Raw genomic sequence first — 26,341 nt, 5'->3', positions numbered from 1 at the left:
AGAAACAGTATTGACTTTCATTTGGGTAACGTGAAGAATAGAGAGGTACAATTGAATAAATATGGAAAAGGTGTACTGAACCCAGTACATAATAGGGAAATTGGTGTAAATCCAATGCGGTCCCGCCACTGTAAGAAGTATAAACGATGCGTTAGTCCACTTATCAATGATAGGGAAGGAGTATTCGTTCTAAGAAGCTTCGAGTCAGGAGACCTGCCTTTTCTAAAACACTGGTTGACCTACGGATGATAGGGGGGTGTATCGAGAAGGTTAAATGATGCCTATTCGTTATGCATGCTCTTAAGTTAAGAGTATGCATTTTTTATTGTTTTGGAGAAGGAGAGAGGTTATGAAAAAGACAGTAAGCGAATCAAGAGTCTATAAAAGCAGTCGTATTTTTCCTCCGGATTTGAACAGTCACGGAACCTTATTTGGAGGGAAACTACTTGCAGACATGGATATGCTAGCGTCAATTGCAGCAACAAGGCATGCTCGTCTAGAGTGCGTGACGGTATCGATGGACACAGTTGAGTTTTTGCATCCTATTACCGAAGAAGATTCGATTCATTATGAAGCATTTGTCATATGGACAGGAAAAAGTTCTATGGAAGTTTTTGTGAAAGTAACCGCTGAACATTTATTGACAGGTGCCAATCGAATAGCAGCAACGTGCTTTATTTCGTTTGTTGCTTTACTTGAGGGAAAGCCGAGGCAAGTTCCTGGAATTGAACCAGAAACAGAAGGTGAAAGGCAACTTAATGAACTGGCGCGAAAACGAGCTCAAAAAAGAATGGACCGTAAAGTAACAAGTAAGAATTTAGCGGAAATATTAACCAAATTATAACATGAAAAGGAGGAGCTGAGTGATCTGCTTCTCCTTTCTTAATCGAAATTGGCGTCGCCATCCTCAATTACTTGGAATAATAAACTTTTTTTGAAATCGAAGTTAGGAAAAGATGAATGAGTGGTATAAGAGTGAGTGGAATGAAATAAACAAAGGAGACGGCCAATGTGGATTAAGCATGATTTTTTTAAGTATATAACAGGCATTATTTTATTATTAATATGTTTTTTCTTTTTAACAGAGTTAGATTTATTGAAGCCAGTAAAAACCATTATCGGTACACTGTTTTATCCAGTGCTTATCGCTGGATTTTTGTATTATGCGATTAAGCCGATCGTTAAGTTAATCAAGAAAATCCCCTACGTGTCGGATTTGGCCGCAATATTAATCGTATTTTTAGCGATTGCAGGTGTTTTGTACACAGGGTTTACGTTTCTAGCCAATCCGATTCAAAGTCAGGTTTCTGAGTTTTCAAAGGAATTACCTGAGAAGTTGAAGGAATCAGCAAAAGAAGCAGAAAAAATGATGGAAAAGAACGATATGAAGATGGTTTCAGTAGAAAATCTCCGACAAAAAGCAACGGGCTATTTGGGTAACTTAACACAAAATTTAGGTGATCATATGATGCAGGTTGTGAGTGCACTAACAAGTGCAACTACTGTTCTTGTAATTGTGCCTTTTGTCCTGTTCTATTTCCTTAAAGACGATCATAAACTAAGTCCATTTCTGCTGAAATATCTCCCTAATAAGCATCAAGGTGAAGGGAAAAAGATTCTTCATAAAATTGATGAAACGTTATCTGCCTATATCATAGGGCAAATTATTGTAGCAGTCGTAGACGGGGTCTTGATGTACGTAGGCTATTTACTCATAGGTCTGCCTTATGCCCTCATATTAGGACTATTCGTTATGGTAACAGCAGTTGTTCCATTTTTTGGACCTATTATTGGTGTTGTTCCTGCTCTAGTGATCGCTTTAACTCAAGAACCTATTTTAGCCTTGTATGTGATTATCATTACAATAGTCGTTCAACAGTTAGAAGGAAACCTCGTAGCCCCTGTGGTTCTAGGTAAGAGATTAAACATTCATCCTTTAACGATTATTTTATTGTTAATTGTAGCGGCTGCTTTATATGGTTTCATTGGAATGCTAATTGCCATTCCGCTTTATTCAGTCATTAAGGTGATCGTTAAGAATTTCTATGAATTCTATCGAATACGGCATCGATCTGAATTAACAGAATAACTGAAAACGCCTCTCTTTCATTAATGAAAGAGAGGCGTTTTCATAGTTGACCTACCTTAGTTGTTTTCGTGTTCATTAACGATACAGTTGTAGCAAATTAAATTATAAATAAATGTTTGCTAGGCGTTCATATGAATTTTTTCGGTCGTTCGGGTCGTGTAGGTTTGTCAGTACCATGAACTCTTCAGTTTGATAAAGCTCGGCTAATTGATCGATTTTCTGTTTAACTGTAGACGGTGAACCGATTATCATTCGTTTTCGATTTATATTTACCCTGTCTCTTTCGGTAGCAGTATAACGATATTCCTTTGCTTCTTCAAGAGATGGGACGCGGCTATCGAGCCCTTTTTCAACACGTAAAAGCCATAGATCCTGACTTTGAGCAAGTTCTTCAGCATGCTCATCGGTTTCGCCACAGACAACAAACAGCGCAATGATAGCTGATGGAGAAGGGCTATAGTAAGTGGGTTTGAACAACTGGTAGTATGTTTTTAGCGTGTTTTCTCCGCGAGCGGGCTTTATGAAGTGTCCAAAAACATATCCAATTCCTAACTCAGCCGCTTTTTTTGCACTATTTTCTCCCATACCGAGAAGCCAGAGTGAAGGCGGAGTCTTCGTTTGTGGTGCTGCTTTAATACCAGCATACTCGTGTCCGCTCGGCATTGAATCAGTTAAATAGTGAGAAAGCTCTTTCAATTGACGGGGAAACTCATTTAAGCTTTTATTTACGCCGTCAGTTAAAGCAAGTCTCGTTTTAGCTGTTCCCCCTGGAGACCGTCCTACACCAAGGTCGATTCGACCTGGATGAAGGGCTTCTAGCTGTCGAAAGTTTTCAGCTACTTTAAATGGACTATATTGGGGAAGTAAAACTCCTCCAGACCCTACTTTGATTCGGTTTGTTGTGGCTGCGATATGGGCCATCATAATCTCTGGAGCTGTACTAGCTAACCCTTTCGTACTGTGGTGTTCTGCAAACCAATATCGTTTATATCCTAAGTTTTCGGCTAAAATAGCGAGATCACGAGTGTTTTCCAGTGTTCGATAAGAATCGCTTCCTGAAGGAATCGGAGCTTGATCAAGAATACTTAAGTTTATCAATCGTGTTGCAACTCCTTCCAAATATCTTTATTAGTATGAGCATTCTAGTTTTATCCTAACGCTTTACATTTGGTTGGTATAGTGAGACGACTTTGATTTTAGTCAAAGCCTTATCAATCCTGCTCTTTAGACCACTATATAATGGATAGACAGCTGGCACAGTAAACGATCTGAGTTTTGTGTCCGAAGAAACCTTCGATTATACTTGCATCTCCATGATCAGCCAGCCATAATGAAGGATAGAAAATTGTAGGAGAGAGTGAACAAATTTTGAATCATAATGTTTCAGACACAAATACAAAACAATTACATACACGTATTTATCTCATACGGCATGGAGAGAGTGAATGGAATGCGGCAGGAGACCTTTATTGTGGAAGAACAGATGTTGCATTGTCTAATGAAGGCGTAACACAAGCGAAAAGCGCAGGGGATTTTCTCAGCTCGATAGCGTTTGATCGAGCCTACGCCTCCCCATTAGTAAGGGCGCATCATACGGCTCAGCATATCTTAGGAGAACGAGATTTACCAATTCAATTAGATGAGCGGATCTATGAAGGTGATTTTGGAGAGTGGGAAGGACGATCAAAAGCAGAATTCATAAAAGAAGATCCAGACTCATGGAATAATTGGATGGAGAATCCTTGGGAAACAAGAGCGGGTCGAACCGGGGAAAATGCACGTGAAATGTATGAAAGAGCATCGGCCTTCTTTAAAGATATTGGTGAAAAACACCCGGGTGAAACGGTGCTCGTAGTTGCGCATAACAATACAATTCGTTTCTTCCTTGCAGGTATACTAGGCATGCCTTTCTCGAACTATCGTCGTATCTTTCAGGATAATACGGGAATCAATGTTCTGGATATTGAGCGGGAGGATATCCTTATTCGTAGTTTGAATATGAATGCTCACCTAAAGAAATGAAGATAGAAAAAAGCGATGCTGCTGCATCGCTTTTTTCTATTAAGAGAGCTCTTTATATGATTTTTTGACTACGCTACTTAAGGCAATGAGGGCAATAACGTTTGGTAATACCATAAAGGCGTTAAACGTATCGGCAAGTTGCCATACGAACGGAACGTTTAAGACGGTACCAAGAACGATGAAAACAAGTACTGCGGCACGGTAATAAGGAACGCTTTTTTCACCAAATAAATAGTTCACGTTTGTTTCACCAAAGTAAGCCCATCCTAAAATCGTTGTAAAACTAAAGAACAAGAGACTGAAGGCTATAAAATAGACCCCAAAGCCTCCAAGCCCACTTGTGAAACTGGCCTGAGTTAGTTCAATCCCAGTTAAATTCGAACTTGCTCCGTCCGTTACAAGGATAACGAGGGCCGTAACGGTACAAATAATAACGGTATCGATCAGGACACCCACCATGGCCACAAATCCTTGCTGGGCAGGATGCTTCACTTCTGCAACAGCGTGAGCATGCGGGGTTGATCCCATCCCAGCTTCATTTGAGAATAATCCCCTTGCAACGCCATAGCGAATCGCTTCTTTAATAGAAGCACCAAGCACACCCCCTCCAGCGGATTCTGGAGTAAATGCTGATTCTATGATAAGGGATAGCGCTGGAAGCACTTGATCAAATTGTAAGATAAGAATGATCATCGCTCCGATAATGTAAAGTAACGCCATGATTGGCACAACATTACCTGCAAATCGGGCGATACGGTTGATACCGCCGAATAGAATTAAACTAATGAGGATCGCTACACCGAAACCGATCAAAAGCGGCGGAATTTGAAAGGCGGTTTGAAAAGCTTCGGCTATAGAGTTGGATTGAACCATATTTCCGACAAACCCAAGCGCACAAATAATGGCGATGGCGAAAAATGCGGCTAGTTTTTTACTACCTAGACCATCGCGGATATAGTATGCAGGACCACCTTTAATGACCCCGTTTTCTTTCACGCGAAACTTCTGAGCTAGAACAGCTTCCGCAAATATTGTGGCCATGCCGAGGAAGGAAGAGATCCACATCCAAAAAATAGCTCCGGGACCACCAGCTGCAATAGCTGTAGCGACCCCGGCTAAGTTTCCTGTTCCAACTTGAGCCGCAATGGCCGTCGAGAGTGCCTGATAAGATGAAATACCGTTTTGCTTCTTCTTTGAAAAAAGAGGACCAAATGTTTGGCGAAACCCTTCTTTTAATCCTGTAAACTGGATAAATCCGAGACGTATTGTGAAAAATAGTCCAGTTCCAAGGAGGAGGGATATCATAATGGGTCCCCAGAGAACCGCATTAATTGCTTCGATTGCTTGCACTGTCGTCAACTCGCTCTCATGAAAAAATAAGATTCTCCAATGATAGCTTATTTTTTCCCCATACTTCAACCCATTAAATCGCTATGGTAAGCATTTCCTTAGTAATTTGTTTGAGAATGAAGCTGTTTTTCTGTTTTTTTCTGTTTTTGAATCCATTGATAGAAGAACAAAATCCCTATCACAAAGATCCCGAGAATCATATAAAGATTCGCGTAACCTATTGTTGTAACGACAATGCCGAGTATAAAAGAGCCAGATGCAATGCCTGTATCAAAAAAGGTGAAAAATGTAGCGGTTGCGTGCGCACTTCTAGATTCAGGGGCAGCTTGTATGGCAAGTGTCTGAAAGCTTGGAACAATGGAACCATAACCTAATCCGATTAACCCACCAGCAAAAAGTAACATCCACGACTCGGTCGTTAAGCTAAGCGTAATGAGTCCAAGTGCAAATAGAACAAATGCAGGAAGGATAACCGTGTTCGGACCTCTTACGTCAAACATTCTTCCTGTAAATGGTCTCGAGACGAGCATCGCTACAGCGAATACGGCGAAAAAGAATCCCGCTGCTTCAAGAAGACCGATTGATTTCGCATAAAGCGAGATAAACGAAATGACGCTTGCATATGAAAAAGCGACAAAGAGACCAACGATTGCAATAGGAAAGGATTTTTTCTCGAATAGGTCATGGAATGTTAATGAATGACGAGGTGCTGGTGCGTTATTTTCAATTGTTTTCACCCCGAGTGTACATAGGACCCCTATCGTCATGATGCCGCTGAGTACTAGGAAAATGGCGATATAGGATACGTATTGAAGAAGTGTAAGTGCGATAAATGGACCTGTGACAACTGCGAGGTTCATAGACATCGCAAAGTAACCAAGACCTTCACCACGTCGTTCACGGGGAATGGTGTCAGCTGCAATTCCACCAGCAGCAGTTGTCACAATACTAAACCAAACTCCATGAAAGAAACGAAGAAGAAGTAACGCAACATAGTTATCGACTAATGGATATAAAAAAGAGGCTGTTGCAAACAAAGCTGCGCTTGTTACGAGCATTTTCTTTTTCCCAAAACGATCAATTAATCTACCAGAAAAGGGACGAACAATAATGGCAGATAGCAAGAAAATTGTAATGATAAGTCCAGCTTGAGATTCGCTCCCACCCATTTCTTCTGTTACGTAGATAGGAAGTAGTGTTAGAAGCGCATAGAACACGATGAAGATAAATAGATTACTAATCGAGATATTTAAAAAGCTTCTCGTCCAAATGGGCTGTTTACTAGACATGTGGTCGTTCTCCTTTCTTTACACCGATTCGTTTTAAAAGATAATAAAATTCAGTCTGTTCTTCAGTAGAAAGTTGCGAGAGGAGGGACTCTTCTAGTTTTTGAATAGACTCTTTAATGAAGGGTAGCCGTTCCTCTGCTTCCGGGGTCAGTTGAACAATTCGCTCTCGCTTGTCAGAACCTTCTATTCGCGTAATCCAGTTACTTTTTTCCATTCGGACAAGAGTGCGAGTTGTCGTAGGAGCTTCAACATTTAAGTATTTCCAGATATCCGTTTGTTTCATTGGCCCAAATTGATCGAGGCAGTATAAAATGGTCCATTGAGAACTATAGAGGTGATACTGTTTCAGTAATTCGTTCACTTCTTTAGTGATAAAACGGACTTGTTGATGCAAGTTATGAAAAATATCGCTCTTTGAAATCATTTCTTCCTCCACTAAACACTCATTTTATTTACCTGGGTAAATAATTGCATAAGGTATAGTCTAGAGACATTCTCACCTGTTGTAAAGAGAAGGAGCTTAAAAAAATAAAAAAGCCGTTAAGGCTTTTTTAATCAAGATCGTCTTTTAAATTGGTAAGCGGTTGATCAGCGGGACCCTCAAGCACCTCGCCATCAATACTGAAACGCGATCCATGACAAGGGCAATCCCATGTTCGATCATCATCATTCCAATTTACTTCGCAATATAAATGAGTACAGGTGGTATCCACAACATGAAGATCACCTTTAGAATCTTTATAAGCTCCAGCTTTTCTCCCATTTACTCGAACGATACCTGCTTCATTTTTTGCAAGATCCGAAATTTCCTTCGTAAACGATAATTTCCCTTTGATAAATTCGCTTGCCACATTTGCGTTTTGCATGAGAAAGGTTTTAATACTTGGGTCTGCATGAAATCGTGAGGGAGAAAACAGGTCATAGTAGGGGGTATCTTTATTTAGCAGATAGTCTCTAAATAGTAAGGCTGCTGCTGTTCCGTTTGTCATGCCCCATTTATGAAATCCGGTTGCAATTAGAATATTTGGTTCGTTTTTTGTGACTCTTCCTATATAAGGGAGTTTATCAAGCGTAAAAAGATCTTGTGCAGACCATCTATTTACTACTTGAGATAAACCAAATATTTCTTCACCAAAAAACTTCAAGGCCTGGTAGTGATTCGTCACTTGATGTCCTTGACCTGCCTTGTGGCTTTCTCCACCGAACAAAACGAGGCTTTCACCATTCTTTTGATAGCTTCTAAGGGAACGCTTTGGCATATCGGCGCTTAGGTACATTCCTCCAGGATATGATTGTTTCGTTTTAGCAGCAATCACATAGGATCTTTCTGCATACATCCTAGAGAAATAGAGAGCATTACCATCATAAAATGGAAAATGAGTACAAGCGATGACTGTTTGGCACGAGATTTTTGCTCCGCTCTTGGTCACAACAATAGGGTTCAATCCTTTTTCCACATCAATCGCAACGGTATGCTCGAATATTTGCCCCTGTTGCTCTTTAACCTTATTTACAAGAGCGGAAAGGTAAGCTACCGGATTGAAATGAGCCTGATTACTCATTAGAATGGCACCCTTAATGGAAAGGTCAATCGGAAGGTCGTTTTGAAATTCCCCATGGATACCCAGTTTGTGGTAAGCGTTCATCTCATTCGTTAGTTTACGGGCATAGTGATCGGTTGTCGCGTAGAGGTATGCGTCTTCTTCAGTGAAAGAGCACTGAATGGATAACTCATCAATGGTTTCACGAATAAACTGAAGCGCTTGGTTGTTTGCATCATAATAGTGTTTCGCTTTTTCGGCTCCGAAATGGTTAAGTAACTCATCATAAATAAGGTCATGCTGAGTAGTGATTTTCGCTGTTGTATGACCGGTTGTTCCGTTTAACAGTCGATTTGCTTCAAGAAGAACAACCTTCTTGCCAGCTTTTGATAATAGGTAGGCAGTGGTTATACCTGTCATTCCCCCACCAACGATTACGACATCTGTAGAGATGGACTCAGTGAGCGAAGGATGTGTGTCAATGTGATGATCATCTTGCCAGATAGGTTCAGGAGTCTCTGGCCATGTGCGTTTACTGTTCATTTCAATTCATCCTCTACATTCTTATTCGCCCCTATTTTTTCCATCATAAAAATTTTCATGCATGAAGAGGGGAAGAAGGAAGGAGGGCTATTGAACGAATTTAATAAAATATGGAAATTCAACACAATATTTCTTGTAGGGTAACTTAAACTAAATTATGATAATAGTATTTAATGGTTCGACAAAATTCACGATTGAATTTAAGTAGGGGGCTTTACCTTGGAGAAATATAAGAAGAAGTTTGTTTCAAATATGAAAGAAAAATATGACGAAATAACTTCGAAGAATGAGCGTATGACGGAAAAGGAATTATATCATTTTTTACATACATTTAAAGGTACTGCTGGCACAGTAGGCTACCAAGTATCGGCTGAAAAGGCGGAAGCTTTATTAGGCAAAATGAATCATGATAGTGAACGAATGATTACAAAAGAAGAAACCATTCAACTTCTAGATAACGTAATGGAAGAGGTTCTTGAAGCGGCTCTTGAAAACAAAGGAAAAGAAGAAGAGACAAACGTTCAAAAGATGATCATGCTGATCAATCCCAATCCAATGGTTTTAATTGAGCGAAAGGCTCAGTTGGAAATGGAAGGGTATATCGTTTTTGCAACGATGGATCTTAAGAAGGCACAAACCGCGTTATACGATATGCATCCAGATTGCATCATCATCGATTACCATCTAATTGAAGCGGATCAATCCGATATTGCGAAAGAAGTCAGAGAAAAGGCAGAGTTACAATTCACTCCTTTTATCATGACGGATTCAGTCCATTCTGTCAGGAATCGTATTAATGGGTATCGTTTTGGGGCAGATGATTTTCTTGACCAGGACGTGTCGGTAGAAGAATACCTATTAAGAGTAAATGGAAAAATCGCAAAAAGGAAAACAATTGTCCATTCTGTTCTAACCGATGAATTGACCGGGGCTTATAATCGTAAATATCTTGATAGTCAGCTAAATTATATGCGCTATGATCTTGTCAGAAATGGAGAAAAAGCAACGCTAGCTATTTTTGATATCGATCATTTTAAATTAATTAATGATCGCTTCGGTCATTTAATTGGTGACCAGGTGCTAAGAAAATTATCACAATACATTATGGAGGAAAAAAGACGAACGGATATCTTGATTCGATATGGTGGTGAAGAGTTTGTATTGATCTTGCCTGATACGACCTCGTTGCAAGCAAATCAATTTCTTCAACGTTTGCTAACTGGATTTCGATCAAAAGTGTTTCGTGTTAAAGAAGAGACTTTCTCCGTAACGTTTTCGGGCGGTATTGTTGATATTGACGGTTCTTCTCCTAATAAAAAGTTATTGAACCAGGCCGATGAAGCCCTTTATCGCGCAAAGGCAAATGGACGAAATCAGATGGTTATATATGAAAGCAACCTTTCAGACATAAAGCCCGTTAAAACGATACGCATCGCTGTCGTAGATGATGACGAAATTATACGTACGTTACTCACCTCTCAGCTTCAACAGTTTCAGCCGGAAGAAAACTATGAAATTGAAGTGAAAAGCTATCGTGAAGGCGAGAGCTTTTTTGAAGATGACTGGCATAAATCAGGTTCATCTTGCCTTGTCTTACTCGATGGCATTATGCCAAGAATGGATGGGATTGAGGTATTACGGAAGTTACGTCATGAAAGTAGTCAAAGCAAGTATACAGTGATGATGCTAACAGGACGGAAAGCAGAGAAAGATATTGTTAAAGCTCTGGAACTTGGTGCCGATGATTATATTACAAAGCCATTTAGTATGGGGGAATTAGAAGCTAGAATCAAAAGATTAATCCAGAAGATGCTTTAATAGAAAGAATGAGGCGATTGAACGAATGAGTGCCATTTTTATTATTTTCCAGGTGTTTTTAATCCTATTTCTTGTATTAACCGTTCTTTTTCTTTTCCTGATAGCCCAAAAGGTACGATCGAACCGTTTTGATAGGAAGAAGAGTGAATGGAAAAAGTATTACCTTGAGCATATTACCCTCACTATTCAAGGTGAAAAAGAGTTACGTTTACCAGATAATCACCCTATGATGGAAGCCTTTGAAGAAGTGATCACGCGTTATTATTCTCTAATAAAAGGACGTCCTTCATCTGTCCAAATGGATGAATTAGTGGAAAAGACGTTACATCATCACTATAAAAAAAGACTGCAACACCACCGATGGAGTATACGTATGAACACCCTGCATCGAATTGAAAAATTACGTATGGTTTCGCTAGTTGAAGAATGTGTGAGTTTATTAGATATAAAACGAACGAGCGAATTGGAAGTAATTCAGGTTTTGCGTATTCTAGCAAACTTACAGGATGATCGTCTTTATGCCATTCTATTAATCGAAGAAAAGGAATATCCGAATTTTTATTATCTGGACTTGTTTCGTCGCTTAGATGATGCTCACTTAGATCACTTTATTCATTCCATAAGTGATTTTCCTTCATGGATTCAATTTGCTCTGATTGAAATAATGGGTGAGCTGGGGGAGTATAAATACTTACCAACAATTGAATCTTTTGTGACGTCGCACGATACAGAATTTCGAATTCGTTCACTTAAAGCTCTAGTGAAAGTTGGGTATATGGCAGATGTGATGCAGATTAAACCGTCTCTTCATGCAGAAAGCTGGCAAGAAAGAATGATGGCAGCTAAATTACTTAAACCGTTGAGAGATCATCGTTTCCTCGAAGATTTGTTACGCCTTCTTACTGACGAAAGCTGGTGGGTTAGAACCACTGCAGCAGAATCACTTCTAGCTCAGCAAAACGGTCGAACGTTGTTAGAAGATGTTGCGGCTACTCATATTGATCCATTTGCACGCGACACTGCTAAAGAATGGCTAGTCAGAGGAGGAACAAATCGTGTCTATCACTAGTGTATTTTCTACCATGCTTCTTATTTTCACTATTTTTGTAGCTGTGTATATGGTTGGGATTATATTTTTTTATCTTATTCTTTTTTTTATCTCTGCTGTCCAACTGAGAAAAGAATACAAACTTGATCAGCATGAGCCATATGAAGAATTGTCTCAATCTTCTTTTACAAGACCTGTATCTATTCTTGTACCGGCATACAACGAAGAGGCTGGTATCGTGCCGAGTGTACGGTCGCTTCTTAGTATTAATTATCCTGAGTATGAAGTAGTCGTTATTAATGATGGATCAAAAGATCAAACATTAGAAGCCGTTATTCAGGCGTTTGAAATGGTTAAGGTTGAGAAAGTGATTCGAAAACAAATTAAATCGAATGAAATTATAAGGGTCTATCAATCAACAATTTATGAAAATTTATATGCCGTTGATAAAGTTAATGGAGGAAAAGCAGATGCTCTTAATGCCGGAATAAATGTTGCTCACTATCCTTACTTTTGCTCATTAGATGGTGATTCAATTATTGAGCGAGATGCTTTTGCGAAAGTGATGAAACCAATTATAGATTCAAAAGAAGAAATTGTTGCGGTTGGTGGAAGTGTGAGAATTGCAAATGGCTGTAGGATTGAGCGTGGGGAAGTTATGAAGGTTGAATTATCAAAAAGGCCTCTAGTAGTGATGCAAGTGATCGAATATTTCCGTGCTTTTCTTATGGGGAGAATTGGACTTTCGAGACATAATCTCCTGTTAATTATTTCGGGCGCATTTGGCGTATTTCATCGAGAAAGTGTCATTAAAGTAAACGGTTATCGGACAGATACGGTTGGAGAAGATATGGACCTTGTCGTTCGCCTTCACAAACAAATTAAAGAAGAGAAGTCAGGTAAGAGAATCGTGTATGTCCCTGATCCCGTCTGTTGGACGGAAGCACCTGAATCTTCGAAAATTTTAAGAAGACAGCGAAGTCGTTGGCATAGGGGTCTTTTCGAAAGTCTCTGGCATAATAAGAAAATGCTATGTAACCCTAAGTATGGTCTTGTCGGTGTCGTTTCGATGCCATACTTTTTAATTGTTGAGTTTCTAGGTCCGGTGATTGAATTACTAGGCTATATCATTATGGTGCTATCTCCGTTTGTCGGGGGTATCTACACTTCTTTTGCCGTTCTACTTTTTCTACTTGCGGTTATTTATGGATCACTTCTGTCAATGAGTGCTGTGCTACTAGAAGAGTGGAGCTTAAGAAGATATTCGAAAGTACAAGATCTAGTACGTCTTTATTTCTATTCGCTTTCTGAAGCGTTTTGGTTTAGACCGCTCACCGTCTTTTGGAGAGTAGAAGGAATTGTTCAACTTATTCGTAGAAACAACAGCTGGGGAGAAATGAGCAGAAAAGGGGTCTCAAAATAAGTGGGTCACATAAAGCGTAAGACGATTATTGGTTTACTAATTGGTGTAATAGGATTTGTACTCATTCTGCTGACTCCTGTCCTGTTCTGGTTAACAGAAGATAAATCAACCTCTGAAATTGTGATCATAGATAAAACCATTCCAGATGAGACGTATAGGGAACATAAAGGGCTCACCTGGCTTCTGAATTATAAAAAATGGATGAAGTCTAATGAAAAGGCTTATGAAGCTTCGGAAGACTATGTAGGATTCCGTCCAGAAGATGGCAAGAAATATAGCATCGACTCTTTTCCTGACACGTTAGTAGGGAAAGACTTGATCTATCTAGCAGATTCCTATGGTGTATATGAAGAAGAGTGGTATGGGAAAGCGTCCAAAGGTGATCGCTCTGAAATTATTTATGGTGGAATGAAGCAGGAAGAAGTGAGTCTTATTTCAGAAGCGGTTCAGCAGGGATCAACATTCATTGCTGAATTCAATGCGTTCGGTAGCCCGACTGAGGAGAAGGCGCGACAGGGTCTCTATTCGATTTTAAATCTTGAATGGTCTGGTTGGATTGGACGATATTTTGATGACCTTTCAATCGATGGCGAGGTTCCGGGTTGGGCAGTGAGCAACTACGAAAAACAGTATGGTAAGGATTGGGGTTTTTCCGATCAGGGCCTTATTTTCGTGAAGGATGATGACTCAATCATTGTGCTTGAGAAAAACGAGATAGGAGATAAAACGGTTCAATTTTCATTCAATGAACATGGGCAAAAGTGGTTTGAAGATTCTTTAGTGAAGAAATCGATGTCCTATCATTACTGGTTTGATATCGTGGAAGCAGAAGACAAGGAAGAGATCCTGGCAAACTATACATTAGATGTTAGTGAAGAAGCAGAAAACTTACTAGAAGAGTCAGGCATTCCTCTATCTTTTCCAGCCGTTATGAAACATAATCAGTCGTATTACTTTGCAGGGGATTACGCAGATCATGATGGGGATGTGGGTTTTTACCAATATAAGTGGTTACCAGCTATTAATCGATTATTGATGACTGGTGATAACGAAACGCTTGAAGCGTTCTACTGGAAGATGTATACGCCAATGATGGAAACGGTTCTACAAAATCTTAAAAAGACTGAAATGAAAAGTGTAGAGAGTAACATACTCACTCCAACCATTCAAGGTGTTCAGGTGGCGGGTAAAGTCGGTGATAATAAAATCCAGGTGTTTCAGGATGGAGAATGGGAAGATCTACTTATTAAAGGTGTGAATATGGGAATCTCAAAACCAGGTTATTTTCCAGGAGAAGCAGCGATCACAAAATCAGAATATAAACGCTGGTTCAAACAAATTTCTGATATGAATGCAAATGCTGTCCGGATCTATACGATTCATCCACCTTCTTTTTATGAAGCCTTATTAGAACATAATCAAGAAGCGAATAAGCCACTTTATTTGTTTCATGGTGTATGGGTAGAAGAAGAGCCTTTACTTAAAACAAAAGATGCTTTTGCGAAAGGAAATATGGAACTACTTAACAAAGCAATGAAGGATACAGTTGACCTCATTCATGGAAATGCAACCATTAAAGAGAGGGCAGGGCACGCAAGTGGCAGGTATACGGCAGACGTGTCACCGTACGTACTCGGATGGGTTCTTGGAATTGAGTGGGATCCAGAAGTAGTTGTTGTAACAAATGAAAAACATAGTGACATGGAGCAATACAAAGGTAGCTTTCTCGATACGAAAGATGCCAGTCCTTTTGAAATATGGGTAGCAAACATGATGGATGACACGGTTCATTATGAAATGGAGAAATATAAGTGGCAAAGACCGGTGAGCTTTACAAACTGGGTAACCACTGATTTACTTGAGCATCCTGCAGAGCCATCTGAAGAAGAAGACCTCGTTTCTGTTGATCCGAACGTCATACAATTGAAGGATAACTACTATGCCGGTCAGTTTGCTTCCTATCATATATATCCCTATTATCCAGATTTTCTAAACTATGAAGAAGAATACGTGAATTATGTTGATGAAAATGGGGAGAAAAACAACTATGCAGGCTACCTTAACGCACTTAGAAAAGTGCATGAGATGCCAGTTCTTGTGGCTGAATTTGGGATTCCAGCGTCTAGAGGCATGACTCATCGTAATGTCTATGGGATGAATCAGGGAGGGAATTCTGAAGTGGAGCAGGGACAAATAGATGCCCAATTGTTTGAGAACATTGTTTCTGAAAATTACGCCGGTGGAATGGTGTTTTCCTGGCAAGATGAATGGTTTAAACGAACGTGGAATACGATGGATGTTGATAACTCAGATCGGCGTCCATTCTGGTCAAATGATCAAACAAATGAACAGCAGTTTGGATTATTGAGTTTTGATCCAGGTGAAAAGCTGAAAATAAAAGTGGACGGAGACGTCACGGATTGGGAAGGTGAAGAACCTTTATTTGAATCAACTGATAAAGGTCAGAATCTCCAACGTTTCTTTATGACTAGCGATGAAAAATATATTTATTTTCGTTTAGATTATCAAAACATGTCAGCGGAACAAATGGAACAGGATAAGACGATGCTGCTGTTTGATACGATTAACGGGCAGGGAAGCAAGGTTATTTCCAAAGACCCAGAGTTAAAGTCTTCGTCTGGAATTGATTTTATACTTAACCTTACTGGAAAAGAAACTTCACGACTTACTGTGCATAGTTACTATGATTCATTCTATTACCAGTATGCAAAAGATCTTGGTTTAATTGAAGAAAAAAGCTATGCCAGTAAAATGGATAACGATGTGTTTCATCCGATCCGTTTAGCATTGAACAAGCAATTAACGATTCCGAGCACAAACGAAACGTTTCCATTTGATGATTATGAAACAGGCATTCTTACCTATGGGAATGGAAATCCAGAGAGCGCTGATTACAATTCCCTTTCAGATTTTATTGTGAAAGGAGATTCTATTGAAGTACGTTTACCATGGGCTCTATTCAATGTGAAAGATCCTAGTGAAAAAGAAATTATGGGTGATATGTGGAAAGAAGGTTTGAAAGCTTCAAAGAAAGTAGACGATTTTAAGGTTGGCGTTGTGTTATATGAAGGAGATGTGGAAGATGCAAATCTCTCGCTCACTTCCATTAATGAAACAAGCCCATCTACTAAAAAAGGACAGTTAGACGAATTTCATGAATTTACTTGGGACAAATGGAGAGAACCAAATTACCATGAAAGATTAAAACAATCTTACTATATTATGCAGGAAGAGTTTAGCCGATATAAGGAATAGAGGGAAGCCCCTCTATTCTTATTTCAATTAATTGAAAAGGGTGATTTTCATGGCTCCAAAATTGTTAGTCGCAGAAGATGAAGAAATTCTACGAATGTTAATCGTCGATACGCTTGAAGTTGATGACTATGAAATCGATGAGGCGGAAGATGGTGCGAAAGCACTGGATTATATTGAAACGAATGAGTATGATCTTGTCCTACTTGATTATATGATGCCTGAAATGACTGGACTTGAAGTAATTAAAAAGGTTCGAGAGCAAGGAAAGTTTGATGTGAAAATTATGATGCTTACTGCAAAAGCTCAAAAGAAAGATGAAGAGATTGCAAGAGAAGCAGGTGCGGACTATTTTATTTCCAAACCGTTTAGCCCGATAGAACTAGCAAACGTGGTAGGGGATATTTTAGGTGAATAGACGGTGGAAAAGTAGTTTATCACGGCAGTTTGTCTGGTTTATGAGTGGTTTTTTGTTTCTGATTTTAGTTGCGGCAGTTGGGATGGGGCTGTATAGTCAGTCAATCGAAGCAAAGTACGAGAAGAAAGTGATTGATCTTAGACAAAAACAACAGTATGCCGTTGAGCTAGAAGATAGTTTAAACGACATGTTTTTTGAGGCGCGAGGGTATTTAGGGTTTCGCATCGAAAAGCCCTTTTTAACGAATTATGTGGCTCAGAAAAATTCAATTGTTGATAAAATCAAACAGCTTGAACCAGAGCTAGAAACTAAAGAAGAGAGAGCTTATATCACAAATCTACAGAACGAGTTAATCAATTATTATAACTTGTTTGAAGAAGCGAAAGTAAACGTAGCTTCTGATGATACAGAAGGGTTGCAAAATCTTTCTCAAGATCGAGGGGGAAGTAGTTTAGTCTATGATTTAAGAGATCAAACGAGAGAGCTTGTTTCTGATGTGGAGAACGAAATTTATACAACCGAGCAAAACCTGATCAATCGCTTATCAAATCTACAGATAGTATTCGTCTCATTTGTTATTTTCCTACTCTTAATTGCAACGATTCTTGCTGGTGTTATGGCTAGACGTATTGGAAAACCACTTCGGGAATTGGCGTTAGCTTCCAGTCAAGTGTCGTCAGGTGAAAATGAAGGGAATTTGGAAGTTCCTCATCTCAGAAGATCAGACGAACTTGGAGAACTCGCTCGATCGTTTAATTTAATGGTAAAAAACATTAAACAAAATGAAAAAGCACTTATTACGTCAAATGAAGCATTGATTGAGCAAAGCGAAGAGCTGAAAGGGAGTAAATTTACGCTTGAACAAAATGTTAAAGCGATGAACATTCAAAAGAAGGTGCTGGAACATCGAAACGAATTAAATCGTTCGCTTGCGTCTACCTTAACGAAAAGTGAACTACTTCAAAGTATCATTACAAATATGATTCACATCCTTAACTCGGATAAAGGCATAATCGTCATGTTAAATCAAGGGAAGGATTATGCATCCCTCGGTGTTAGTCAAGAGAAAGTTCACCAGTGGATCGATCATCTAGTAGAGGGACCAGGTGTTAAAGCGATTGAACAAAAAAAGTTTCATATTGTTCAAAGAGCTGCTTCGATTGGGGAAGCAGGTTATCATGATGGAAATAGCGTTTCCTATGATCTTTACATTCCAGTCCTTTCAGATAACGAAGCCGTTGCTTTGCTCTGTATCACGAGGATCGGTGGGGAATTTACTACTGAAGAAGTAACGGAACTATCCGATTTATCGCGTCAAATTTCTCTCGCTCTCGATAAACTCCGACTATATGAAACGACAGAAAATGAGCGACAGGTTAATAGAGAGATCTTGAATACGATACGCGAAGGAATTCAGCTCGTTGACAGAGAAGGGACAACGCGTGCTGTTAATGACCAGATGTGTTCGATGTTAGATGCATGTTTCCCTGATGGTGCGAATGAAAAACCATTTATTGAGTGGAGTTCGAAGTTTCTATTGCAAGTCGATATAGATGATCGTAATGTCGTAAATTCGTATATTCACGATGTGATAGCTGGTGTAAAGCCTAAGCAAAGTGAACTTATCTATCAAACCAATACGGAACCATCGCTATGTATTCAAATGTACTACGAGCACTTATATAACGGAGATAAATTCATTGGTTCAATTTTCGTCCATCGGGATATAACACGTGAACATGAAGTAGATGAAATGAAAAACGAGTTTGTGAGTACCGTTAGCCATGAATTACGAACACCGCTTTCTAGTGTCCTTGGTTTTACAGAGCTTATGCTTTCAAAAGAGTTAAAACCTGAAAAACAAAAAAAGTATTTGAATACAATTTATAAAGAAGCAAAGCGGTTAACGTCATTGATCAATGATTTTCTTGATATTCAGCGGATGGAAGCGGGCAAACAAAACTACGACAAAACACGTATTGATGTAAAAGAACTTATAGAAGAGGTGCTTGATAGTTATCGTGATCATTCCAGACTTCACTCCTTTGTAATGGAAGATCTGGCCGATCATCATGAGATTATTGGTGATGAGGATAAAATTAAACAGGTTTTCAATAATTTTGTCAGCAATGCAGTTAAATATTCTCCAGAAGGTGGAGTGATCTTAACAAGATTGAGAGTAGAGAAGAATCATCTTTACGTAGATATTAAAGATGAAGGACTTGGGATTCCACAGGATGCACTATCAAAACTTTTCACAAAATTTTATCGTGTCGATAATTCAGATCGTCGTCAAATTGGTGGAACGGGCCTCGGTCTGGCAATATCAAAAGAGATCGTGACAGCCCATAACGGTGACGTCCTAGTTACCTCAGAATTAGGGGAAGGAAGCACGTTTACTCTCGTTTTCCCTCTTGAATTAGAAGAGAAGCCGCTAAAATTTGGTGAATTAGTAGATGGCGGAGTGCTAATAGTAGAAGATGATGATAGTCTTGCACTCTTACTCATGGAAGAAATCACGGAGAGTGGATTTACGGCTCATCATTGTCGAAGTGGAGAATCTGCGATTGAATTACTTAAGCAAACCACGCCAAAAGGAATCGTACTTGATATTATGTTAGATGGGCGAATGAGCGGCTGGGATGTTCTAAAGGCAGTAAAGGAAACAGAGCGGACAAAAAATATACCGATCTTTGTTTCCACCGTTAGTGAAGAGAAGCAGCGTGGATTTGATTTAGGGGCGAAAGACTATCTCATTAAACCGTATCCTCCTAAGAATTTAACAAAGTCATTGATTAAATCTCTTATGAATGAGAATAACAACGGGAAGATACTCGTACCTGATTATTCGATTGAAGAAAATGAAAAAGGCTTATCCGATTAATCGGATAAGCCTTTTTTCTAGACGAGTTTCGTTGTCCAATCTTCACAATTCCACACATCGGTGGCGATATCTTGATAAAACTCTGGTTCGTGAGAGATGAGAATAATGCTTCCTTTGTATTCATTTAAAGCCCTTTTTAATTCGGCTTTTGCCTCCACATCAAGATGGTTTGTTGGCTCATCAAAGACAAGTAAGTTTGATTCTGTATTCATTAATTTACAAAGTCTAAGCTTTGCTTTTTCACCACCACTTAGCACATCGACCTTACTTTCGATATGCTTTGTTGTTAAACCGCACTTCGATAAAGCTGCGCGAATTTGTGCCTGGCTGTAGTGCGGGAATTCTCGCCACATTTCTTCGATACAGGTGTTTGATGTTCTAGTTTTGATTTCTTGCTCAAAGTAACCAGTATATAAATAGTCACCAAGCTCTACTGAACCTTCAATTGGTTTGATTTCACCAAGAATACTGCGAAGCAGCGTAGTTTTACCAATACCGTTTGCCCCCATGAGCGCGATTTTTTGACCTCTTTCCATTGAAAGGTTTAACGGTCTAGATAATGGCTCATCGTAACCAATTACAAGATCCTTTGTTTCAAAAATGAGCTTGCCAGAAGCACGAGCTTGTTTGAAATGAAATTCTGGTTTTGGTTTTTCTTTTGCAATCTCAATAACGTCCATTTTATCAAGCTTTTTCTGCCGCGACATGGCCATATTACGGGTGGCAACGCGGGCTTTGTTACGAGCAACAAAGTCTTTCAGTTGAGAAATTTCTTGCTGTTGTTTTTTGAAGGCTGCTTCAACCTGCTGTTTTTTTACTTCATAAACTGAAAGGAAGTTATCATAGTCACCAACATATCTAGTTAATTCTTGGTTTTCCATATGATAAATCAAATTAATTACGCTATTTAAGAAAGGAATATCATGCGAAATCAAAATAAACGCATTTTCATATTCTTGTAAATAACGGCGTAGCCAAACGATATGTTGCTCATCAAGATAGTTTGTTGGCTCATCCAGAAGAAGAATATCCGGTTTTTCGAGAAGTAGTTTGGCAAGAAGGACTTTTGTACGCTGTCCACCACTTAAATCTTGAACATCTTTTTCAAGTCCGATTTCATCGAGCCCAAGTCCGCGTGCGATTTCCTCAACCTTTGCATCAATGACGTAAAAATCATTATTTGCAAGCATATCCTGCATCGTTCCTGTTTCTTCTAATAACTTTTCAAGCTCTTCAGGAGAAGCTTCGCCCATCTTTGCAAATAATTCGTTCATTTCAGATTCATAATCGAACAAATACTGAAATGCGCCTTTAAGGGCATCACGAATCGTCATACCGCGTTCAAGAACAGTGTGCTGATCAAGATAGCCAACTCGTACATTTTTAGACCATTCAACAGTTCCTTCATCTGGTTCTAACTTTCCAGTAATAATGTTCATAAATGTTGACTTACCTTCGCCGTTAGCACCAATAAGTCCAATGTGTTCGCCTTTTAAAAGACGAAAAGATACATCATCAAAGATGGCACGGTCACCGAATCCGTGCGTAAGGTTTTTTACGGTTAATATACTCATAGGAAAACATCCTTTATTAATGGTTTAACAATCCTCATTGATTATATCGGACAATGAGCTTTGATGAAAGTCAGGAAGAAGAGAAAACGTTGGGAATTTCCGTACGAACAGAATTTATAGTAAAAAAGGCATGGTTTTAATCGTCCTAAGGCATATGACCTATTAAAAATAAAGGAACATTTACATCGTGTTTCCACTAGCTTAATCGTGTAGGTTTAAACTAGAAGATGCTTCATGTACAAGAAGGATTTATTATGGGGAGGGAAGCAAAATGAACACGGCACATCGCACTTATGGAACGGTCGTTTTTATGTTAGTTGTTTCGTTAATCATGATGTATTTCACGATTACACCATCATTTGCAGATGGTTCAGGAACAGCATCATCACCATATTCCGTTACACAGGGGATTGCAAATCAGGGGAGCAGTGGAGCAGTTGAAGGATTTATTGTAGGAAAACCAGAATCAACATCTTCCATTGCAACCTTTAATTTTTCAGATGATTATGCCATCGCAATTGCAGATCAAGCAAATGAAACAAATGTCAATGAGATGCTTTTTGTTCAAGTACCATCTTCGTTACGAAGTGATTTTGGGTTAAAAAGCAACCCGGATTTAATAGGTGAATCCGTTGTTGTAAATGGAAGTTTAACAGATTATTTTGCTCATGCAGGTGTTAAGAGCGTATCGGCTATCGAACTCGGTGATGGTGCGGGAAGTGGAAATCCTGGTGATTCAGGAGAAGAAGAATCCTCTCCTTACGATGATACATACTACCGCTCTGCTGTAGGTAAAACCGGTAGTGCTTTGAAAACAGAATTGCACATGATTATTGATGATCATACAGAGCTTTCTTATAGTGAAGTATGGGATGCCCTGAGGGTTACCGACGAAGATCCGTTAAATCCTAATAACGTCATTCTTCTTTATAGTGGAAGGTCCCAAAGCAAGTATGAGAACGGCGGAGGAGTAGACGACTGGAACCGGGAACACGTTTGGGCAAAATCTCACGGAGATTTTGGAACATCGATGGGACCAGGAACCGATGTTCATCACCTGCGTCCAACAGATGTAACGGTTAATAGCTCCCGTGGTAATCTCGATTTCGATAACGGTGGTTCCCCTCAATCAGAAGCACCTGGTAACTATTATGATAGTGACTCCTGGGAGCCACGTGAGAGTGTGAAAGGTGATGTAGCGCGAATGATTTTCTACATGGCTGTTCGGTACGAAGGGGATAGCGGGGAAGTTGACCTTGAAGTGAACGACCTTGTAAACAATGGTTCAGCACCATATATCGGGAAAGTTTCGGTATTGAAAGCATGGAATGAAATGGATCCAGTCGATTCTTTTGAAGAAAATCGAAATAATGTGATTTATGATCAGTATCAGCACAACCGGAATCCGTTTATTGATCATCCGGAATGGGTGGAAGCAATCTGGTAAGTATGTAAGAAGCATCTGAGTAAAAGCAGATGCTTTTTTTGTGGAATAGATGAACTGGCACCAAATTTTATGATTCTCCATAGGCTTTTCATTAGGGGGAATATCAATGCGGCAACCTTATGTAACGTATCGTGATGGAATGAAGGAGAAGAAAAGGATCGTAGGAAGAAAGTATACATTAACGCATTCTGATTTAACGGGAGAATTATTTTTAACAGTTGGAACAGAATATGCCATCGACCGTATTTCTTCTTTAAGAGATGAAGTGCTTGGAACATTCCGAAATGATTGTGGACTCTATTATTATGTCTATGTCTTGATTGATGATCCAACAGAAGAAGGAAGAACAAATATAAGAAATCGAATCTTTCGTGAAGAGTTGCCTGGAGCATTAACGGCTATAAGATTAGGTGATAGATCGTTGTTTCAAGAATATCCAGAGTTGGATAACGTGCCAATTTGGATTTACTTTGATTCTAATGAAGAGCAATGGGAAGCATACGAATATTATGGGTCATTTAGACAGTATACAAACAGCCAGCAGAAGTAGGCGGCATTTTATCTATTATCTTGGTTACCATCTGTTAGAAGTGCTAACTTATGGTAAGATGTAAATGTGAAATTATTCAAAAATGAATAATAATAAACAAGTATATGAGCGGATTTTCAAGTTGGTGTACGAGTAGTATTCAAAAATGAATAATAGGGGTGGTCATTTGACAGAGTGGAACGAATATAAAGCGATCTTTCATTCATTACAAGACGATATTTTAGTAACAGATCGAAATGGGATTATCGTTAAAGTAAGTGAAGGAACGGGTATGGTTTATGGCGTGAAGGCCAATGATTTGATGGGGAGATCGGTATATGATCTTGAAAAAGAAGGATTGTTTACACCACTTGCAACACCACTAGTCGTGAAGGAAAAGAAGCGTGTTACGTTCGTGCAAACCGGCCCTGATGGGAAAAAGCTTCTCGTAACCGGCCTCCCTGTTTTTAACGAGATCGGAGAGCTTGTAAGGATTGTCAGTTATTCACACGACATAACCGAGTTAATGGAAATTAAGGCTGGAATGGAAGAAATGTCTTCTGAGATGGAGCGTGTGAGAAATGAGCTGGAGCAGCTCAAACAGCAGCAGGATGATGGGGGACTGATTGCCCGAAGTGATGCTATGAGAAAAATTCTGGCTACTGGAAAGCAGGTTGCTGGAGTAGATGTGAACGTTCTTCTCTTAGGTGAATCGGGGGTAGGAAAGACAGAGCTTGCTCGTTACATTCATTCTAAAAGTGAACGTAGAGATGCGCCTTTTATTGAAGTGAACTGTGGGGCAATTCCTGAGTCCTTATTTGAAGCGGAACTTTTCGGGTATGAAGATGGATCATTTACTGGAGCTAGAAAAGGAGGGCGCATTGGTCTTGCTGAGATGGCAGCTAGCGGAACGCTTTTTCTCGATGAAATTGGAGAACTTTCGCTCCAAAATCAAGTGAAAGTATTGAAACTCATACAAGAAAAACGCTTTTATCGCTTAGGAGGAAGAAAAGAGGTTACCTCAGATTTTCGAATCATCAGTGCGACGAATAAAGATTTGGAACAAGCGGTACGAGAAAAAATGTTTCGAGAGGATTTATATTTTCGATTGAATGTTGTTCCGTTAGTGATTCCCCCTTTACGAGAGAGAAAGGAAGATATCCTCCCTCTCATTCAATCGTTTGTCGATCACTTCTGCAATGCGTATAAACGGAAGCGAATATTGAATAAGGTAGTGATTCACGAATTAACACAACATACGTGGAGAGGAAATGTTCGTGAGCTGATGAATTTGATTGAACGTCTTATTGTTACTTCAGATGCATTCGTTATACATGAAGAGGATTTGCCGCCTACATATAAAAAATCAACAGAAGCTTATTCAGAAATGAATAATTTTAATGAAACATTACAAGAAACAGTAGAAAAAGTAGAGAAAGAACGACTTGAGCAGGCGAGACGTTACTTTCGTACAACGACGAAGATCGCTGAGGCTCTTGGCATGAGTCAACCGACAGTAGTTAGAAAACTTAAAAAATACAGAATTAAATAAATCATGGCATAATACTTGCATGTTAAAAGAAGCAAAGAGTAAAAATACCTCTTGCTTCTTTTGTAATTTATATGCAAGAATATGAATTAATATTAAAAATGTCGAAGGAGAGTGAAAAATGGAAGTGAAACAGGAAAAGTCGTATCCTCTGGAAAGTACTAGTCAGTCGGTAGAGGGATCTCAGTCGAAAAAAGCTTACGCGTGGTTTATCATTCCGTCTTTAATTGGTATCTTGTTATTTCTTGTCCCAGTACCTTTTAACGGAAAAATGACAATTGGTGTAGGGATATTAGCTGAATCCATTCAAACGGCACTCGCTCCATTCTTACCTGGTTTTATGACAGCTATTCTTATTTTGTCTGCTATTATTCCTATTGTTGCAAAAGCGTTCGAACCTAAAGCCATCATGCTTCGTCCATTTCTTAAACAATTGTTTTATGTAAACTGGTTCTGGATCGGTACAAGATTGATTGGCGCGCTCTTCGCTGTTATGACACTATTTAAATTTGGCCCAGAATTTATCATTTCAGATGTATCAGGCGGGACGATGCTTTATTCACTTGTGCCAGTCCTTGCCGCTTGGTTTCTCTTTGCAGGTCTTCTCATGCCGCTACTGCTAGAATTTGGTTTAATGGATTTCTTTGGAACAGCCCTCCGCCATGTGATGCGACCTTTGTTTAAATTACCTGGTCGTTCCTCCATCGATGCGCTTGCTTCTTGGATGGGAGCAGGAACAGTAGGAGTACTAATCACGACAAAACAGTATGAAGAAGGTTATTACACGAAAAGAGAAGCAGCTGTAATTGCCACAAACTTTTCGATCAATTCAATTGCGTTTAGTCTTGTTGTTATTAGTTTCATAGGTCTAGAAGAGATGTTTGTGCCATTTTACTTTACAGTAGTTGTGGCCGGCCTAGTAGCAGCGATTGTTTGCCCGCGAATCCCGCCTCTATCGAGAAAAGCGGACACATACTATGAAGGCACAGGAAAGCAGATTTCAGAAGAGGTCCCCAAAGGTGTTTCTAGCTTTAAATGGGGAATGCAAAAAGCGCTAGAAAAAGCTTCAGAAGTTAAAGGGGTTAAGTATGTAGCGGGGCAAGGCGTGAATACCGTTCTAGATATTTACTTCGCTTTGATTCCACTGGTGATGGCACTTGGTACCATTGCTCTGATTATTGCGGAGTTTACTCCTTTCTTCACCTACTTATCAATGCCGATTGTTCCGATTCTAGAGCTAATGCGAATTCCTGAGGCAGCTGCTGCAGCTCCAGCAATGCTCGTTGGTTTTGCGGATATGTTTTTACCGGCTGTCATTGGAACAGGGATCGAAAGTGAACTGACTCGTTTTGTGATTGCGGCTGTTTCGTTAACACAGCTTATCTACATGTCTGAGATTGGTATTTTACTAGTAAAATCAAAGATTCCTATTTCCGTTCTTGAATTGGCGATCATTTTCTTACAGCGTACGGTTATTACGCTTCCAATTATTGTTATCATGGCTCATTTCTTTTTATAAAAGTTGAATTTAAAGGAGGACATCA

The 26,341-nt window shown here is 39.4% G+C and carries 19 protein-coding genes and 1 riboswitch; of the genes, 13 read left to right on the top strand and 6 right to left on the bottom strand.

Features of this window, described 5'->3' with window-relative positions:
• The first annotated feature begins 51 nt into the window (after window positions 1-51).
• A riboswitch (cobalamin riboswitch) is annotated at window positions 52-235 on the top strand.
• A 78-nt stretch (window positions 236-313) separates the two neighbouring features.
• Together LC090_RS19775 and LC090_RS19770 are read left to right on the top strand one after the other, a co-directional pair.
• Entirely contained in the window at window positions 314-844 is a 531-nt protein-coding gene (locus tag LC090_RS19775) for an acyl-CoA thioesterase (protein ID WP_425590678.1), read from the top strand.
• A 165-nt stretch (window positions 845-1,009) separates the two neighbouring features.
• Window positions 1,010-2,089 (top strand): AI-2E family transporter, encoded by a 1,080-nt coding sequence (locus tag LC090_RS19770; protein ID WP_226659869.1) that lies wholly within the window; start codon window positions 1,010-1,012, stop codon window positions 2,087-2,089.
• A 102-nt stretch (window positions 2,090-2,191) separates the two neighbouring features.
• On the opposite strand, the gene LC090_RS19765 is transcribed toward LC090_RS19770, so the two are convergent.
• Complete coding sequence (locus LC090_RS19765; protein ID WP_226659867.1) at window positions 2,192-3,187, bottom strand: LLM class flavin-dependent oxidoreductase; 996 nt, start codon at window positions 3,185-3,187, stop codon at window positions 2,192-2,194.
• Between the two features lie 270 nt (window positions 3,188-3,457).
• Here LC090_RS19765 and LC090_RS19760 point away from each other — a divergent pair, with 270 nt between their 5' ends.
• Window positions 3,458-4,111, top strand: a complete 654-nt coding sequence (locus tag LC090_RS19760) for a histidine phosphatase family protein (protein WP_226659864.1) — start codon at window positions 3,458-3,460, stop codon at window positions 4,109-4,111.
• A 39-nt stretch (window positions 4,112-4,150) separates the two neighbouring features.
• Here the strand turns inward: LC090_RS19760 and LC090_RS19755 are convergent, their stop codons facing one another.
• The 4 genes from LC090_RS19755 to LC090_RS19740 all read right to left on the bottom strand — a co-directional run bounded on the left by LC090_RS19755 (window position 4,151) and on the right by LC090_RS19740 (window position 8,834).
• On the bottom strand, window positions 4,151-5,461 hold the full coding sequence (locus LC090_RS19755; protein ID WP_226659969.1) for an alanine/glycine:cation symporter family protein: 1,311 nt from the start codon (window positions 5,459-5,461) through the stop codon (window positions 4,151-4,153).
• Window positions 5,462-5,559: 98 nt separating this feature from the next.
• On the bottom strand, window positions 5,560-6,750 hold the full coding sequence (locus LC090_RS19750) for an MFS transporter (RefSeq protein ID WP_226659862.1): 1,191 nt from the start codon (window positions 6,748-6,750) through the stop codon (window positions 5,560-5,562).
• The gene (locus tag LC090_RS19745) at window positions 6,743-7,174 is read right to left on the bottom strand and encodes a MarR family winged helix-turn-helix transcriptional regulator (RefSeq protein ID WP_226659861.1); all 432 of its coding nucleotides are present in this window, start codon (window positions 7,172-7,174) and stop codon (window positions 6,743-6,745) included. Before LC090_RS19745 ends, LC090_RS19750 begins: the two co-directional genes overlap by 8 nt.
• A gap of 127 nt (window positions 7,175-7,301) precedes the next feature.
• Window positions 7,302-8,834, bottom strand: a complete 1,533-nt coding sequence (locus LC090_RS19740; protein ID WP_226659859.1) for an FAD-dependent oxidoreductase — start codon at window positions 8,832-8,834, stop codon at window positions 7,302-7,304.
• 219 nt (window positions 8,835-9,053) lie between these two features.
• Here LC090_RS19740 and LC090_RS19735 point away from each other — a divergent pair, with 219 nt between their 5' ends.
• From LC090_RS19735 to LC090_RS19710, 6 genes are read left to right on the top strand one after another with little or no spacing between them, the layout of a single operon-like run.
• Complete coding sequence (locus LC090_RS19735; protein ID WP_226659857.1) at window positions 9,054-10,652, top strand: diguanylate cyclase; 1,599 nt, start codon at window positions 9,054-9,056, stop codon at window positions 10,650-10,652.
• A gap of 25 nt (window positions 10,653-10,677) precedes the next feature.
• Window positions 10,678-11,721: a HEAT repeat domain-containing protein gene (locus LC090_RS19730; protein ID WP_226659854.1), complete on the top strand. Its 1,044-nt coding sequence runs from the start codon at window positions 10,678-10,680 to the stop codon at window positions 11,719-11,721.
• A 13-nt stretch (window positions 11,722-11,734) separates the two neighbouring features.
• Window positions 11,735-13,123, top strand: a complete 1,389-nt coding sequence (locus LC090_RS19725) for a glycosyltransferase family 2 protein (RefSeq protein WP_226659968.1) — start codon at window positions 11,735-11,737, stop codon at window positions 13,121-13,123.
• The gene (locus LC090_RS19720; protein ID WP_226659851.1) at window positions 13,124-16,399 is read left to right on the top strand and encodes a hypothetical protein; all 3,276 of its coding nucleotides are present in this window, start codon (window positions 13,124-13,126) and stop codon (window positions 16,397-16,399) included.
• Between the two features lie 49 nt (window positions 16,400-16,448).
• Window positions 16,449-16,814: a response regulator transcription factor gene (locus LC090_RS19715; RefSeq protein WP_226659849.1), complete on the top strand. Its 366-nt coding sequence runs from the start codon at window positions 16,449-16,451 to the stop codon at window positions 16,812-16,814.
• A complete protein-coding gene (locus LC090_RS19710; RefSeq protein WP_226659846.1) occupies window positions 16,807-19,698 on the top strand; it encodes an ATP-binding protein in 2,892 nt (963 codons plus the stop codon). Before LC090_RS19715 ends, LC090_RS19710 begins: the two co-directional genes overlap by 8 nt.
• A 17-nt stretch (window positions 19,699-19,715) precedes the next feature.
• Here LC090_RS19710 and LC090_RS19705 read toward each other — a convergent pair whose 3' ends face one another.
• Window positions 19,716-21,272, bottom strand: a complete 1,557-nt coding sequence (locus LC090_RS19705) for an ABC-F family ATP-binding cassette domain-containing protein (protein ID WP_226659844.1) — start codon at window positions 21,270-21,272, stop codon at window positions 19,716-19,718.
• Window positions 21,273-21,543: 271 nt separating this feature from the next.
• On the opposite strand from LC090_RS19705, the gene LC090_RS19700 reads away from it, so the two are divergent.
• The 4 genes from LC090_RS19700 (at window position 21,544) to LC090_RS19685 (ending at window position 26,316) form a co-directional block, all read left to right on the top strand.
• Entirely contained in the window at window positions 21,544-22,719 is a 1,176-nt protein-coding gene (locus tag LC090_RS19700; RefSeq protein WP_425590677.1) for an endonuclease, read from the top strand.
• A 106-nt stretch (window positions 22,720-22,825) separates the two neighbouring features.
• Window positions 22,826-23,269 (top strand): staygreen family protein, encoded by a 444-nt coding sequence (locus tag LC090_RS19695; RefSeq protein ID WP_226659842.1) that lies wholly within the window; start codon window positions 22,826-22,828, stop codon window positions 23,267-23,269.
• A gap of 145 nt (window positions 23,270-23,414) precedes the next feature.
• A complete protein-coding gene (locus LC090_RS19690; protein WP_226659839.1) occupies window positions 23,415-24,800 on the top strand; it encodes a sigma-54 interaction domain-containing protein in 1,386 nt (461 codons plus the stop codon).
• 118 nt (window positions 24,801-24,918) lie between these two features.
• Window positions 24,919-26,316, top strand: a complete 1,398-nt coding sequence (locus LC090_RS19685) for a YjiH family protein (protein ID WP_226659832.1) — start codon at window positions 24,919-24,921, stop codon at window positions 26,314-26,316.
• Window positions 26,317-26,341: the final 25 nt, after the last annotated feature.

Source organism: Guptibacillus hwajinpoensis, from assembly GCF_020524165.1.
Lineage (GTDB): Bacteria > Bacillota > Bacilli > Bacillales > Guptibacillaceae > Guptibacillus > Guptibacillus hwajinpoensis_D.
The sequence above is the reverse complement of the archived record's forward strand: the minus strand, read 5'-3'. Positions and strand labels throughout refer to the sequence as shown.

Bases quoted from the DNA above. Each gene is read 5' to 3' on its own strand.
- LC090_RS19740 (WP_226659859.1), bottom strand. From the start codon at position 8,834: ATGAACAGTAAACGCACATGGCCAGAGACTCCTGAACCTATCTGGCAA.
- LC090_RS19750 (WP_226659862.1), bottom strand. From the start codon at position 6,750: ATGTCTAGTAAACAGCCCATTTGGACGAGAAGCTTTTTAAATATCTCG.
- LC090_RS19715 (WP_226659849.1), top strand. From the start codon at position 16,449: ATGGCTCCAAAATTGTTAGTCGCAGAAGATGAAGAAATTCTACGAATG.
- LC090_RS19690 (WP_226659839.1), top strand. From the start codon at position 23,415: ATGAATAATAGGGGTGGTCATTTGACAGAGTGGAACGAATATAAAGCG.
- LC090_RS19685 (WP_226659832.1), top strand. From the start codon at position 24,919: ATGGAAGTGAAACAGGAAAAGTCGTATCCTCTGGAAAGTACTAGTCAG.
- LC090_RS19725 (WP_226659968.1), top strand. From the start codon at position 11,735: ATGCTTCTTATTTTCACTATTTTTGTAGCTGTGTATATGGTTGGGATT.
- LC090_RS19745 (WP_226659861.1), bottom strand. From the start codon at position 7,174: ATGATTTCAAAGAGCGATATTTTTCATAACTTGCATCAACAAGTCCGT.
- LC090_RS19695 (WP_226659842.1), top strand. From the start codon at position 22,826: ATGCGGCAACCTTATGTAACGTATCGTGATGGAATGAAGGAGAAGAAA.
- LC090_RS19705 (WP_226659844.1), bottom strand. From the start codon at position 21,272: ATGAGTATATTAACCGTAAAAAACCTTACGCACGGATTCGGTGACCGT.
- LC090_RS19700 (WP_425590677.1), top strand. From the start codon at position 21,544: ATGAACACGGCACATCGCACTTATGGAACGGTCGTTTTTATGTTAGTT.
- LC090_RS19775 (WP_425590678.1), top strand. From the start codon at position 314: ATGCATTTTTTATTGTTTTGGAGAAGGAGAGAGGTTATGAAAAAGACA.
- LC090_RS19730 (WP_226659854.1), top strand. From the start codon at position 10,678: ATGAGTGCCATTTTTATTATTTTCCAGGTGTTTTTAATCCTATTTCTT.
- LC090_RS19770 (WP_226659869.1), top strand. From the start codon at position 1,010: ATGTGGATTAAGCATGATTTTTTTAAGTATATAACAGGCATTATTTTA.